Source organism: Streptomyces sp. NPDC037410 (assembly GCF_055602235.1).
Genome location: NZ_JBVJWR010000017.1, coordinates 103,122 through 116,652, shown reverse-complemented (window position 1 = coordinate 116,652; position 13,531 = coordinate 103,122). Strand labels below are relative to the sequence as shown.

Here is a 13,531-nt window from a genome sequence, read left to right as displayed (position 1 = left end):
GGTCATCAGCCTCCGTGACGGATCGGCACCGTGCGCCACCGTCGTCACCGCTGGGCCAGGCTCACCGTCGCGGACGGGGTCTGCGCTCCGTCGCGCGGTACGGGGACGTGCGGACGGAGGTGAGACGTCGGCGCGCCGGTGGCCGTCGCGGCGAGATCGAGGGCGGCGAGGAGGAGGCGCAGGGCGCGGCGGGCCTGCGGGGCGTCGAGCCGGGCTTCGAGGTCCGCCAGGGCGCGTCCGGCGCGGTGCCGGGCGCGGCCGTCGCGTCCGGCGCGGTGGTCGGCGAACGCGCGGGCGTAGTGGGCGAGGGCCGTGGCCCAGGCGTCGTCGGCGCAGTCGGGTTGTGCGAGCGCCCGGCGGGCGGTGAGGGCCGCCGCCGCGGGGGTGCGGTGGGCCTGCACCACGGCCAGGGCGGCGAGGCTCACCGCGGGGGAAGGGCCCCCGGGCGCGCCGACGGGGGTGGTGTCCGCCGCCTGCCGGTAGTACCGGGCGGCCGCCGCCGGGTCCTGCCGCTGCCATGCCAGGGTTCCGTGCACGTGGGCGATGCGGCCGAGGAGGGCGTCGTCGCCGGCGAGCACGGCCGCGGGCCAGGCGAGGGACAGCAGGTGGTGTGCGGTGCGCGGGTCCCATGCCGCGCTGAGCCAGGCCGCGAGCCATCGGCCGCGCGCGGCGAGGGGGCTGTCGGCGGGCAGCCGGGGCAGGAGTACGCGCAGCCGGTCGCTGCCCTCTCGGGCGTGATCGTGGACCGCCCACCAGAACCAGAGGTGCAGCATGGTCTCCAGGGCCGTCTCGGCGTGACCGGCGCCCTCCTCGGAGCGGTGCACGAGGGCCATCAGGTCGTCGTGTTCGTCCTGGACGGTCTGGAGCGCCTGCCGCTGGAGGCCGGTGTTCCACAGGGTCTCGGCGACGGCCGCGACACCACGGAAGTGGGCTGCGTGCCGGTCCCTGGTCACCGGGCGCTCGCCCGCCGCCGCGAGCCGTTCCGTACCGAAGTCGCGGGCGGCCCGGGCCATGCGGTAGCGGGGCGGGCGCACCGCACCGGCCTCTCCGAGGGCCTGGAGCACTCCCGTGGCGCTCAGCATCGCCAGGGCGGAGGGCACGTCGTGCGGTGCGAGGTCGGAGCCCAGGCACACGAAGACGGCGGCGGCCTCCGTGAAGGGGCCTGCGAAGACGCTGAGCCGGCGCCAGACCTTGCGCTGTACGGGTTCGCACAGCGCGTGGACGGCCCCGATGGTGGAGCGCATCGTGCGGTGCCGCAGCAGGAGCGGCGCCGGGTCGGACAGCCGGCACTGGCCGGTTTCGAGGTGGGCGGCCAGCTCCTCCATCGTCCACTCCCCCAGGCGGCCCGCGGCGAGTTCGAGCGCCAGGGGAACGCCTTCGAGCAGGCGGCAGACCCGGGCCACGGCGGTCGGATCGACGTCCTCGCTCCATCCGCGCTCCCGCGCGCGGGACACGAGGAGCTCCACGGCGGGCGACGCGCCCGCCTGGCCCGGAACGGGCTCCATGGGCAGCGGCCCCAGCCTGATCACCTGCTCGTCCCCGAGCCCGAGCGGCCGGCGCGCGGTCACCAGGACCCGTACCGCCGGCTCGGTCATCAGGAGCGTCTGCACCAGACCGATGCACTCCGTGTGCACGGGATCCACGTCGTCGAGGAGGAGCAGCACTTCTCCGACGGAGGCGGGGACGGGGACGGGGACGGAAACGGGGACGGGGGCGGGGACGGGGTACGGGGACCCGGCGGGGTCCCGGCCCGCCGGGTCCCACGGCAGTCCCGCGGCGCTCAGTTCCCTCGCCACCCGCGCCGTCAGCGCCCGGCGCCCCACGGGGATGCCGTCGTGCCAGCGGACCCGCACGACCGTCCGCCCGGGGCCGCCGGCCGGTGGCGTGACGGCGGCCTGGGCCAGCCGGCTCTTGCCCGTCCCGGCCGCTCCCGCGACGGTGACCAGCCGGTGTTCCGCCACGGCGGCCCGGAGCGCGGCGAGCTCCCCGTCGCGTCCGACCAGGGCGTCACCGTCCCGGAAGCAGTCCACGAACCGGGCGTCGTGTCCCTCGCCCCGATTCCACATCTCCGGCACCGCGCACCATCCAGATCTTCGCTCGCGCCATCAACCCACCGAGATCGGGAGTCGACACAGAACCCGCAGGTCCCGGATGCAGAACCGTCACTGCACCGGGCGTCACGGCAACCCCAACGCGTTCGCCCGCCCACGGGTGGCGCGAACGGGGGACGAACCACCCGCCGCAACGAACGAGAGAACGCATGACCGATCCGGAGGTCACAATTCCATTGGCTTGAAAGCAATCTGATGTACGTTCCTGGCAGTTGATGATCAGTTCAAGTACTCTTCGAACGCGCCGGGGGCGTCAGGGGATCACCCGGGATCAGAACCTGGGGGGCCTGTGTCCAAAGCCACCACGCTCGACCTGCCGTTTCCTCCTCGCAGCAACCCGAACCAGGCCTCCGTCGCACAGCGCCACCGGGACTGGCTCGTCCATCACGAGGGCCTCGCGGTCACCATCGCCCTGCCGGCGTACGACAAGTGGGACGTGCCCCGGCTCGCCGCGTTCACCAGCCCGGACTCCGCCGACGACGACCTCGTCCTCGCCGCGGACCTGCTCGGCTTCTACTTCCTCTTCGACGACCGGTTCGACTCGGACCTCGGCCGCTCGCCCGCCCAAGTGGCCGAGATATGCACCCGCCTGACGGGCCTTCTGCACGGCGACGGGCCCGCGCCCGGCGCCCGTACCCCGGTCGAGCAGGCCTTCGCCGACCTCTGGGAGCGCAGCGCGCGCGGGATGTCGGCGCGGTGGCTGGCCCGGTCCGCGTACAACTGGGAGTGGTACTTCGCGTGCCATCCCGCCGAGGCCGCCGGCCGGCTCACCGGGCGCCTCCCGGACCGGGAGAGCTATCTGGCGCTCCGCCGGGGTACGGCCGCCATGGAGACCCTCTTCGACATGGTCGAGCGGCTCAACCGGTTCGAGCTGCCGCAGGAGGTGCTGCACCACCCCTCGTTCCGCCGGATGCGTCAACTGGCCGCCGACATACCGTCGTTCACCAACGACGTGCACTCGTACGCCCAGGAGCTCGCGCGGGGCGACGTCGCCAACATCGTGATGATCGTCCGCGAGGAGCTCGGCAGCACCCCCGAAGAGGCGGCCGCCGAGGTGATGCGCGAGGCGCAGACGATGGTCGACCGCTTCGTGGAGCTGTCGACCGAAGTCCCCGAGATCTGCGACCTCCTGGGCCTCTCCCCGGCCGCGCGCGAGGCGGCCCGCCGGTACGTCGCCGGCCTCGCCTCGTGGATCGCGGGCTACCACCGCTGGGAGATCGACACGGGCCGCTACGGCCACTGAGCCCTCGGCCGTCGCCGCCTCCCGGGCTCAGGGAACGAGGACGACCTTGCCCGTGTTCCGCCGGGAGTCGACGAGTTCGTGGGCGCGGGCCGCCTCGGCGAGCGGGATCTCGGCGCAGACGCGGGGGCGGAGCGTGCCGTCGCGGTGGAGGGCCCACAGCTCGTCGCGCCAGCGCGCGTACAGCTCGGGCTTGCCCCGGGCGATGGCCGCCATCTGGAAGCCGACGACGGAGGCGCCGCGGACCAGCAGCTCGTACGCGTCGATCGTGCCGCCGCCCGAGCTGAAGGCGACCAGACGGCCGCCGGGAGCGAGGGCGCGCACGGCGGGACCGAGGAGCTCGCCGCCGACCCCGTCGAGGACGACGTCGACCGGTTCGCCCCAGGACTCGTCCTCGTAGAGCACGACCTCGTCGGCGCCGAGGGCGCGCACGAAATCCGCCTTCTCCGCACTGCCGACGGCCGCGACCACGCGGGAGGCCCCGCCCGCCCTGGCGTACTGCAGGGCGAGGGTGCCGACCGCGCTGGCCGCCGCGGTGACCAGGACGGATTCGCCGGGGCAGGGGCGCCCCGCCTCGTAGGCGCCGCGCGCCACGAGTCCGCTGCGAACCAGGGCCACGGCCTCGACGGCGGTCGCCCGGTCGGGTATGCGGGAGGCCGTCGCCTCGTGGACGAGGGCGAGTTCGGCGTAGGCGTGGGAGAAGCAGAGGCCGGTGACCCGGTCACCCACGGAGAAGCCGGTGACGCCTTCGCCGACGGCGGCGACGACGCCGGCCACCTCACCGCCGAGCGGGCCGGGCTCGGCGGCCTCGCGCACCTTCCGCACGGCGGGCAGGGTGACTCCGACGGCTGCGTTACGGACCAGCAGCTCACCGGGGCCGGGATCCGGCACGGGGGCCTCCTCGACGAAGAGAACCTCGGGACCGCCGGTCACTTCGTACCGGACACGACGCATGGGCACCTCCAAGGGGCACGGAACCATCGACTTCATTGGCGTTCCCAACGAATTGGATCTCACCATAGAAGCAGATCATGGGGAAGTCCAATGAATTCGCGATAGTCTGACCTCCATGACCCCCACGGAAGACCCGCACGCCCTGGCGCACATCCAGTCCCTGCCGAGCTGGCTGGTCGGCCGCGTGGCGGCCCGGGGCCGGAGTCTGGTCGCCGAGGCGATCGCCGAGGAAGGACTGAAGCTCCCGCAGCACGCCGTACTCGCGGCGGTGTCCGAGTACGGCCCGGTCGCCCAGGCCGATCTGGTGCGCAGGCTCGGCTTCGACGCGAAGGACGTGGTCCTCCTCCTCAACCACCTGGAGCAGGCCGGCCTCGCGCGGCGAGAGCCCGACCCGAAGGACCGCCGCAAGAACGCGGTGACGGTGACGCCGGCGGGTGCGGGGGTCCTGGCGCGGTGCGCGGAGCTGGCCGAGCGGGCCAACTCCGCGCTCCTGGCGCCGCTCAGCGAGGCAGAGGCCCGGCAGCTGATGGAGCTGCTGACCCGGGTGTACGAGGCGTAGCCCCCGCCCGTAGCAGTGCCGTCCTACGCCAGGCCCGCGTCGATGATGTGCTCGGCGAGGTCGCGGGCCGCGGCGGCGGGTTCGACGTCGGGCCGGGTCGCGCCGGCGGCGAGGAGACCGTCGGCCAGGATGAGCAGCTGATCGGCCGCGAAAGCGGGCCGCGCGTGCCCGAGGGCGGTGAACTCGTCCGCGAACAGGCCGTGGACGGTACGCCGGTACTCCCTGGTGACCTCGTGGCCGGGGTGCGCGGGATCCGTGAGCGCGAGGTCGGCGGCGAGGTACCGGCAGCCGTGGAAGTCCGGGTCGGCGGCGATCCGGCCGAGCCGGTCGACGACCGCGAGGAGCCGGGCCCGGGGGTCGTCCGCCGCGGCGTCCATGGTGGCGCGGTACCGCTCCACGTCCTCCGAGGTACTGCGGCGCAGCACCTCTGCGATCAGACCGTCCTTGCCGCCGAAGTGCTCGTACAGCGAGCGGCGGGCGACACCGGCCCCCTTGAGAAGGGCGTCCACGCCGACGCCGACTCCTTGGCGGTACGTCAACTCCTGGGCGGCGATGAGGAGTCGCTCGCGGGGGCCCGGCTTCACGGAAGTACTCATGCGGAGATTCTGCGGCAGTTGACACAGTAGATCAACCGGTCTATCTCTATTCCTCGTAGACCGAACGGTCTATCTCTTCTGAGGAGGCGTCATGTCCGTGCGCACGACCGCTGAAGTCATCGCCCGTTTCAACCGCGCGTTCACCGACCGCGAGGCCGGCCTCCTGGCCGGTCTGATCGCCGAGGACTGCGTCATGGAGAGCGTCCAGCCCGCGCCGCGCGGGGAGCGGGTCTCCGGACGCGAAGCCTGTACGCAGTGGTGGACCGCTCTCGTCGACGACCTCACCGCGCAGTTCACCCCGCAGGAGGTCATCGTGGCGGGCGACCGCGCGACGATCGTGTGGACCTACCGCTTCGGCGACGGCCCCGGCCAGTGGGTGCAGGGCGTCAACGTCATGCGGGTGACGGACGGCCGGATCGTCGAGGCGCTGGGCTTCAGCAAGACGGCGGGAGAGGTCCCGCCGGCCGCGGAGCCGGACGCCGTCTGATGCCCCGCCCCGTCACCCGACTCCCCCTTGATTCCCGCCTCTTACGAAGGGCTCGATCCATGCGCAGCTATCACCTGTCGCACAGCGGCGCCGGACTCTCCGGCCTCTCCGTCCGCGAGCACGACACCCCCACCCCCGGCCCCGGACAGGCCCTGGTGGCCGTGCGGGCGACGTCCCTCAGTTTCCGTGAGCTCATGGTCCTCGACGGAACGTACGTCCTTCCCGTCAAACCGGACCTCGTCCCCGTCTCGGACGGGGCCGGCGAAGTCGTCGCGGTCGGTCCGGACGTCGATGCGGTACGCGTCGGGGACCGCGTCGCCGCCACCCTCTTCCCGTCCTGGCAGGACGGCCCGTTCGCCGTCGAGCACATCGCCCAGCGCGGCGGCTCCCTGGACGGCATGCTCACCGAGTTCGCCGTGGCCGACGCGGACTCGCTGGTGACCGTACCCACGCATCTGACGTACGAGGAGGCCGCCACCCTGCCCTGCGTCGCGGTCACCGCCTGGAACGCGCTGACCGGCGACGGAGCCGGCGTCCGCCCCGGCGACACCGTCGTCGTGCAGGGCTCCGGCGGCGTCTCCCTCTTCGCGCTCCAGTTCGCCAACGCGCTCGGCGCGCGCGTGATCGCCACGACCAGCAGCGCCGCCAGGGCCGCGCGTCTGCGCGAGCTCGGTGCCGACGCCGTCGTCGACTACACGGCGACCCCCGACTGGGCCGGTGAGGTCCGCTCCCTCACCGGCGGACGAGGCGCCGACCGCATCGTCGACGTCGCCGGGCTGCTCCACGAGTCCGTCCGGGCCATCGCCCTGGCCGGCACCATCGCCTGCGTCGGCTTCACCGGCAGGACCGCCCCGCCGCTCGACCCCTACGCCCTCTTCGCGTCCGGCGCCACCCTCCGCAGTGTGGCGGTGGGCAGCCGCGCCCAGTTCACCGCGATGAACGACCTGATCGAGACGCACGGGCTCCGGCCCGTCATCGACCGCGTCTTCCCCTTCGACGAGGCCGCCGACGCCTACCGCCACTACGCCGCCGGCACCGCCTTCGGCAAAGTGGTCATCAGCCACTCCTGAACCCCGTCCCTCACTGTTCCCAGTACTGGGAGAGCGCGCCCTCGCGGTACGGGGCAGGGCTCACGCTCAGTTCGCCGGCGAACGGGCGGTCGAGGACGAAGACCAGGAGCAGGCTGAAGCCGATGAGGCCGGCGACCGAGGCGACGAAGAGGAGCTGGATCCGCAGCTTGCGCATGCCGTAGAGGAAGGTGAGCGGGACGAGGACGACCGCGCCGCCGAAGGCCAGCACCTGGAGCAAGGGCGGGAGTTCCTGCTCGGCCATGTTCAACCGGGCGCGGCGCTGGGCGGCGACGTCGTTGAGGTGGGTGACGGCCTCCCGGTAGAAGACCTCTTCGCGCGGGGAGGCCGGGTCGTACGTCTGGAGGACGGTGAAGGCGGACCGGAGGTGCGACTCCGTGGCCCCGTAGCTGGGCTGACCGGCGCGCATGCGGGGCCACTGGTCCTCGACGACCGCGTGGACGTAGCCGCTGAGGGCGGTGTCGAGGCCGGCGCGGACCGCGGGCGGGAAGGCGGCGGCGTCGCGGGCGATGAGCGCGGCGTCGGTGGCCTCGCTGGCGACGATCGTCTGCGTGCTGTCGAGTTGGGTCCAGAGGGTGACGATGACGAAGGCGAGGATGATCCCGTAGATCGCGCCGAACATCCCCAGCGTCACCCCGACCATGTCGTTGTGCTCGCCCCGGGCCAGCGAGGGATACCTGCGGCGGAGCAGCACGCTGCCGGCCACGGCGAGGACGACGGTCCCGCCGACGGTGACCACGGCGAGGGTGAAGGTGCTGAAGTGATTGAGGAGCCAGAGCGACATGTGCGGGGAGTCTAGGTGCGGTTCGCGGCCGTTCTCGCCGCATGGCCGCGATCACCGTGAATGATCACTCGCGCGTGTCGCGGATGGAACACGCTGTCGTCACGCCGCGCGGTGCCGAGGCACCCGTCACCCGGATGCGCGGGGCCGCCGGTGCGGGTGTTCACGGCGGTGGTGGAGTCGTCGGAAGCCCGCACACGGTTCGGTACGGCCGCGGTGGGCCGCCCGCGGGTCCTACGGGCCGACGACCGGAGCCGGACCCACGACCGTCAGGGGGATGCCCAGGCCTTCGCACATCCGACGGGCGCGGGCGAGCGCGCTGAGCGACGCGGGCGAGGGTTCGGCGGTCGGCAGTTGCATCCTGACCAGGCGCGGGCGGTGTGCGAGGAGGAGCGTCTCGATCTGCAGGGCGGCCGCGGCACGACTGGAGACGTCCAGATCGTGCAGGAGCGCCAGGTGCAGGACTCCGTCCTCGACCAGATGCCTGATGAGCATGGCTCCTCCTGCCGCGGATGCCGTGTCCCGCGCCTCGCCGCAGGACGCTCCGCTCCGTACGGGCACGGCGGAGGGCGGCACGAGCATTATCTGCGCAAACGTGCGCCATGGGCAGTCGCGGCGCGTATGCCGGGCGGTTGTGCGGCTCGGCCGGGCCGCGGTGGACCGCTGCCGCGGGGACGTGCTGCCCCGGCCGGCAGCACGTCCTGAGGGGGGGCGGTCCGGCCGGGACCGCGCGTCCGGCGCCGTGCGCTCGTCACCTGCGCAGGGCCACGGCGGCGTGGTGGCCCTCCGGGACGGTGACATCGGTGAGGAGCCAACCGGGTGGTGCGGACGGGACCGGTCCCGCGCCGACGTACTCGGCGGCCGGGTCGGCCCCGAGCCCGATGCCGAGTCCCTTGAGGTAGGCCTCCTTCCTGGTCCAGACGCGGGCGAACGCGGCGGGCCGGTGGGCGGGGGTCAGGGCGGCGAGCTCCGCCGCCTCGGCGGGGTGCAGGACCTCCGATGCCTCGGCGACGGTGTGCGCCGCCGGTATGCGCTCGATGTCCACGCCGACCGGCGTGGACGCGACGGCGATCAGGCTCAGCCCCTCGCAGTGCGAGAGCGAGAAGTGCAGACGCCCGTCGGTCAGTACGGGACGCCCGTGCGGCTCCCCGCAGCAGGGGCACGGTGCCCGGGCCACCGATACGGTACGGGGCGCGACGCCCAGATGGGCGCCGAGCAGGCGGCGCAGCCCGACGTGCGCGCACAGGTAGGTGGCGCGGTCGCCGGAGCGGCGGAACTCCTCGGCGCGGGCCAGTTCCTCGGTGGCCAGGACGAGGGGGGCGAACTGGGTGACGGTGTCCTGATGGGCCTCGGTGGCCACCAGCCACAACTGTGGCCGGACCGGACGGAGGCCGGGCAGCCGGGGCAGGGCCGTGGTCAGGGGCGGGAGCGCGGTCGGGATCAGCGGGTCGGCCGGAGTAGCTGCCGGAAGGGGCGTGGACTCCAGCGGGTCGGCCGGAGGTGTTGCCGGACGGTGTGGGGAATGCAGTGGGCCGGGCGGAGGAGCTGCCGGAAGGGGCGGGGAAACCAACGGGGTCATGTCTGCCTCACACGGAAGTGGCGGTGGGCTCCGGTGCGGTACGGGCCGGGGCGTCGGCGCGCGGTGTGGCGGTGGCCGTCCCGCCGCGCAGGGCGACGGCCGCGGCGACCGGGGAGAGCAGGGCGAGGCCCGCGCACAGGAGCCAGGTCCCGGTCACGCCGAGGTAGAGCGAGACGGGGCTGAACACGGCGAGGGACAGGGGTGCCGCGCCGATGCCGGAGAGCGCGAAGGTGGACATCGCGGCGCCCATCCGGCCTTCGGGGACGGCCTGCTGGTAGGCGGTGACCAGGGCCGGCCCGTTCAGTCCGGACAGCAGGCCGACGACGCCGGCCGTGCCGGCGAGGACGACGGCCGAGGGGACGAGGGCCATGGCGGCCATGCCGGCCGCGAGGCCGGCTCCGGTCACCACGAGCTTGGTGTGCGCCGGGATGCGGTGGGCGAGCGCCGCGCCCAGGGCGGCCGACGCGAGCGCGCCGGCGCCGAACACGGACAGGACCATGGCGACGGCGCCGACGCCCCAGCCCTCGTCGGCCGCCCGCAGCGGCAGGGCGACCTCGGCCGGCCAGAGGAAGGCCAGGTCCATGCAGAAGCAGGCGACGAACATCCACCGCAGGCGCGGGTGCGCGGCGAGGAGGCGGAAGCCGTCGCCGGACCGCCGCAGCAGGGAGGGTCCCTGGGGGGCGGGCTCGGGGCGGGACATGCCGTGGGTGACGTGGGCGGCGCAGGCCAGCCAGACGGCGCAGCCGACGGCCGCGGCCGTCATGGCCACGGGCAGGCCTCCGACGACGACCAGCCAGGCGCCGAGGGGCGAGCCGGCGATGGGGGCGAGCCGCAGCACCATGGAGAAGAGGGAGTTGGCCCGGCCGAGCTGGTCCTGCGGGGCGAGGCGCGGCAGCAGGACACCGGAGGCGGGGCCCGTCAGGCCGAGCAGGACGCCGTCGACGAGGGCGACGGCGATCAGCGGCCACAGGGTGTGGGTGGTGGCGGTCACCGCCGTCCCCGCCGCGAGGACGAGGACGCGGACGCCGGTCGCGCGGAGCAGGACGGCGCGGGGGCCGAGCGCGTCGGCGAGCGCGCCGCCGAAGAGGAGCAGCAGGGCGCGCGGGAGGGTGGCGGAGAGGGTCACGTAGGTGACGGCCTCACGGCCGCCGAGCTGGACCGCCGTCCAGCTCATGGCGATCAGAAGGGCGAAACTGCCCGCCTGGACGGCGGCCTGGCCGATGACGAGACTGCTGACGCGACGCCAGTCGACGGCGGCTTCCTTGCCCGCCGGTGCGCTGGTCGTGGGGGTCGTTCCCATGGGGTCGGCTTTCTGTGGTCGAGGGGCGGGGGGACGCGGCGGCTGCCGTCCCTCACACGGGTGGGCGGATGGGGACGCGGGTGCCGATGGCGTCGCCCCGGAGGGTGGCCGCGACGGCCAGGGCCACGGCGCGGTCGGCGGCGCGGCGCACGGCACGCCGCCGGCGGGTGCCGAAGGCGCTGGGCCGGGAGGTGGACGGGGCGGGAGTCCGGGGCGTACGCAGCTCGACGCGGCCGCCGAGGTAGCCGCGGCCCGCCTCGGCGAGGGCACGCAGGGCCGTGTGCCGGGCGGACGCGACGAGGCCCGTCCCGCCGTGCGTGACCGCCACGGTGATGCCCGGGGTCTCCCGTACGGAGAAGCAGGCGTGCACGGCGGCCCGGTCTCCGCGACGCCGGCGGGACACGGCCGTCCGGCCTCCGCCACCTCGGCGCTGCACGGCCGTCCGGTCCCCACCACGCCGGCGGTGCGCGGCCGTCCCGTCCCCGCCACGCCGGCGATGCGCGGTCACGGCGCCGCTCCCGCCGGGTCGGCGACGCCGAGGAGCGGCGCGTCGGCGGCGTACGACGGGTGTCCGTCCGGCCACCACAGGTCCTCGGGGCCGAGGGCGGCGACCTCGTACTTGCCCAACGCGCTGATGAGCAGCCGCAGTTCGAGGGCGATGCTGTCCGCGAGCCGCTCCAGGCCGTGCTCCGGGTCCTCGTCGACGGCCACGAGGGCCGCCCGGCCGAGGCCGACGGCGGTGGCCCCGAGCGCGAGGGCGCGCACGGCGCGGCCGCCTTCCCACATGCCGCCGGCGGCGAGGAGGCAGCCGTCGGGGCGGCCGATGCGGCGCAGGCATTCGGCGAGGGGCAGGCCGACGTGGTCGAGGAAGACGCCGGGAGCCCAGCCGGTGCCGCCCTCGGCGCCGTCGACGGTGACGGCGTCCGCACCGGCGGACCAGGCGGTGCGGGCGGCGCGGGCGATGTCGCGGCCCGGGTGGAACTTCACCCAGGTGCGGGCCTTGGGGAAGTTGTTCCGCATGAAGCGGAGCTGCTGGCGGAGGATCTCGTCGGTGAAGGTGCCGGGCGTGGCGCAGCGCAACTGGCGTTCGCCGTCCGGGTCGAGGACCTCGCGGACCGTGAAGCGGCGGGCGAGCTGCTCGGCCTCGGCGCGGTCGACGACGGTCATGCCGCCGAGGCCGGGTTTGGCTCCCTGACCGGTCTTGAGCTCGAAGGCGAGCCGGCCGGTCTCCAGGAGGGGACGGAAGGCGGGGTCGCTGTAGAGGAGGTTCCAGACCTCGGAGTCGGCGTCCTCGGTGGACTGCTGGACGACGACGCCGCCGGCTCCCTCGGGCGCGGCGTCGAGGTAGGCCTCGACGCGGGCGAGGAGTGCGGAGCGGGTGGCGTCGCCTGCGCGGCGGTAGCCGTGCACGGGGATCATGTTCTCCCCGATGACCATGGGGATGCCGAGGCGGGCGGCCTGCCGGCCGGCGTGGACGGCGAGGTCGCCGCTGCCGGCGCGGGTCGAGCCGAACGCGGACAGGTAGAGGGGCAGCCGGGCGGTGAAGCCGCCGACGCGGGAGCCGAGGTCGACGTCGGTGAACTCGGGTTCCCGGGCGAGGTCGATGAGCCTCTCCAGGCGCTGCGGCATGAAGACGGGCGGGACGATGCGCGCCCGGTCGAGGCCGTCGGCGGCGACGGTGCCCGCAGCCGGTCCGTACAGCCGCGTCCCGTACGTGCGGGAGTCGGGGAAGACCTCGGCGGTGCCGTTGCGGGCGCGGGCGCGGATCTCGCGCTCCGGGAAGCCGGGGGTGCTGAGGGCGGTCACGGGGCCACCACCCCGGGGAGCTTCGGGTAGGCGCTGACCTGCCAGAGGGCGTCGAGTCCGGTGAGGAAGCGGACCAGGCGCTGGAGGCCCATGCCGAATCCGGCGCTGGCGGGCATGCCCTCGCGGGCCTCCTTGAGGTACCAGGCGTACTTGGCGGGGTTCTCGCCGCTCTCCCGCATGCGGGTGACGATGGTGGCGTAGTCGGCCTCGCGCTCGCTGCCGGAGACGAGCTCGCCGTATCCGTGGGGGGCGATCAGGTCGAAGTTGCGCAGCACCCCGGGGCGTTCGGGGTCCTCCCGGTCGTAGAAGCCGCGGGAGCCCTTGGGGTAGTCGTTGACGAAGAAGGGGCGGTCGCTCTCCAGGGAGAGGAGCCGTTCGCCGGCCCAGTCGATCTCGCCGTCGGGGTTCTGCGGGTGACCGGCGGCGAGGAGGCGGGAGACGGCGTCGTCGTGGGTGCAGACGTCGTACTTCCCGGAGCGGATGTCGGCGAAGTCACCTTCGACTCGGCCGAGTTCACCGAGGATCTCGGGGACGGCGGTCCACACGTGCTCGGTGACGTGGGTGAGCAGGCCGGCGGCGATCTCCTGGGCGTCCTCGCGGCTCCCGTCGGCGATCTCCACGTCGATCTGGTGGAACTCGACGAGGTGACGTCCGGTGGTGGCGGTCTCCTCGGGTTCGACGCGCACGTTGGGGGCGATGTAGAAGAGCCGGGGGAAGCCGCGCAGCGATGCCTGCTTGTAGAGGATGGCGCTGGTCATCAGCTTGTACGGGTGGCCGTAGTAGTCGACGTCGAGGGCCTTGGCGCCACGGCCGCCGGGGTCGGTGACGGGCCCGACGAGCGGGGGCAGCAGCTCGGTGAAACCCTCGCCGCGCAGAAACGCGCGGGCGGCGTGGAGGGCTTCCTGCTGGACGAGCATGGCGGCGCGCAGCCGGGGCGAGCGGAGGTGTTCGCCCAGCGGGGGCGGGGTGGCCGGTGCGCCGGCGGGAAGGGTCTTGTCCATGGCGGGGGCTCCTTATCTGGATCGTCGTC

General features: G+C 74.1%; 14 protein-coding genes. 4 read left to right on the top strand and 10 right to left on the bottom strand.

Going from position 1 to position 13,531, the window contains the following annotated elements; all coding sequences use genetic code 11:
• Window positions 1-44 precede the first annotated feature (44 nt).
• The gene (locus tag ACZ7HT_RS26375) at window positions 45-2,066 is read right to left on the bottom strand and encodes an ATP-binding protein (RefSeq protein ID WP_471170644.1); all 2,022 of its coding nucleotides are present in this window, start codon (window positions 2,064-2,066) and stop codon (window positions 45-47) included.
• A gap of 334 nt (window positions 2,067-2,400) precedes the next feature.
• Between ACZ7HT_RS26375 and ACZ7HT_RS26370 the strand changes: the two genes are divergently transcribed.
• Window positions 2,401-3,354: a terpene synthase family protein gene (locus tag ACZ7HT_RS26370; RefSeq protein WP_471170530.1), complete on the top strand. Its 954-nt coding sequence runs from the start codon at window positions 2,401-2,403 to the stop codon at window positions 3,352-3,354.
• 27 nt (window positions 3,355-3,381) lie between these two features.
• On the opposite strand, the gene ACZ7HT_RS26365 is transcribed toward ACZ7HT_RS26370, so the two are convergent.
• Window positions 3,382-4,305 (bottom strand): quinone oxidoreductase family protein, encoded by a 924-nt coding sequence (locus ACZ7HT_RS26365; RefSeq protein WP_471170528.1) that lies wholly within the window; start codon window positions 4,303-4,305, stop codon window positions 3,382-3,384.
• A 115-nt stretch (window positions 4,306-4,420) separates the two neighbouring features.
• Between ACZ7HT_RS26365 and ACZ7HT_RS26360 the strand changes: the two genes are divergently transcribed.
• Window positions 4,421-4,864: a MarR family winged helix-turn-helix transcriptional regulator gene (locus ACZ7HT_RS26360; RefSeq protein ID WP_471170526.1), complete on the top strand. Its 444-nt coding sequence runs from the start codon at window positions 4,421-4,423 to the stop codon at window positions 4,862-4,864.
• 23 nt (window positions 4,865-4,887) lie between these two features.
• Here ACZ7HT_RS26360 and ACZ7HT_RS26355 read toward each other — a convergent pair whose 3' ends face one another.
• Window positions 4,888-5,460 carry a TetR/AcrR family transcriptional regulator gene (locus tag ACZ7HT_RS26355; protein WP_471170525.1) on the bottom strand — a complete coding sequence of 191 codons (573 nt, stop codon included), beginning with the start codon at window positions 5,458-5,460 and terminating at the stop codon, window positions 4,888-4,890.
• A gap of 91 nt (window positions 5,461-5,551) precedes the next feature.
• Here ACZ7HT_RS26355 and ACZ7HT_RS26350 point away from each other — a divergent pair, with 91 nt between their 5' ends.
• Together ACZ7HT_RS26350 and ACZ7HT_RS26345 are read left to right on the top strand one after the other, a co-directional pair.
• The gene (locus ACZ7HT_RS26350) at window positions 5,552-5,947 is read left to right on the top strand and encodes a nuclear transport factor 2 family protein (protein ID WP_471170523.1); all 396 of its coding nucleotides are present in this window, start codon (window positions 5,552-5,554) and stop codon (window positions 5,945-5,947) included.
• A 59-nt stretch (window positions 5,948-6,006) separates the two neighbouring features.
• On the top strand, window positions 6,007-7,017 hold the full coding sequence (locus ACZ7HT_RS26345) for a zinc-dependent alcohol dehydrogenase family protein (RefSeq protein ID WP_471170522.1): 1,011 nt from the start codon (window positions 6,007-6,009) through the stop codon (window positions 7,015-7,017).
• Between the two features lie 10 nt (window positions 7,018-7,027).
• Here ACZ7HT_RS26345 and ACZ7HT_RS26340 read toward each other — a convergent pair whose 3' ends face one another.
• From ACZ7HT_RS26340 to ACZ7HT_RS26310, 7 genes are all read right to left on the bottom strand, one after another.
• Window positions 7,028-7,819: a bestrophin-like domain gene (locus ACZ7HT_RS26340; RefSeq protein WP_471170520.1), complete on the bottom strand. Its 792-nt coding sequence runs from the start codon at window positions 7,817-7,819 to the stop codon at window positions 7,028-7,030.
• A 231-nt stretch (window positions 7,820-8,050) separates the two neighbouring features.
• Window positions 8,051-8,311: a hypothetical protein gene (locus ACZ7HT_RS26335; protein ID WP_471170519.1), complete on the bottom strand. Its 261-nt coding sequence runs from the start codon at window positions 8,309-8,311 to the stop codon at window positions 8,051-8,053.
• Between the two features lie 256 nt (window positions 8,312-8,567).
• Window positions 8,568-9,395, bottom strand: a complete 828-nt coding sequence (locus ACZ7HT_RS26330) for a 4'-phosphopantetheinyl transferase family protein (RefSeq protein ID WP_471170516.1) — start codon at window positions 9,393-9,395, stop codon at window positions 8,568-8,570.
• Window positions 9,396-9,402: 7 nt separating this feature from the next.
• On the bottom strand, window positions 9,403-10,695 hold the full coding sequence (locus tag ACZ7HT_RS26325) for an MFS transporter (RefSeq protein WP_471170515.1): 1,293 nt from the start codon (window positions 10,693-10,695) through the stop codon (window positions 9,403-9,405).
• 52 nt (window positions 10,696-10,747) lie between these two features.
• Entirely contained in the window at window positions 10,748-11,098 is a 351-nt protein-coding gene (locus tag ACZ7HT_RS26320; RefSeq protein WP_471170513.1) for a hypothetical protein, read from the bottom strand.
• Between the two features lie 101 nt (window positions 11,099-11,199).
• Window positions 11,200-12,501, bottom strand: coding sequence for a glutamate synthase-related protein (locus tag ACZ7HT_RS26315; protein WP_471170511.1), 1,302 nt, complete (start codon window positions 12,499-12,501; stop codon window positions 11,200-11,202).
• Complete coding sequence (locus ACZ7HT_RS26310; RefSeq protein WP_471170509.1) at window positions 12,498-13,502, bottom strand: asparagine synthetase A; 1,005 nt, start codon at window positions 13,500-13,502, stop codon at window positions 12,498-12,500. Before ACZ7HT_RS26310 ends, ACZ7HT_RS26315 begins: the two co-directional genes overlap by 4 nt.
• Window positions 13,503-13,531: the final 29 nt, after the last annotated feature.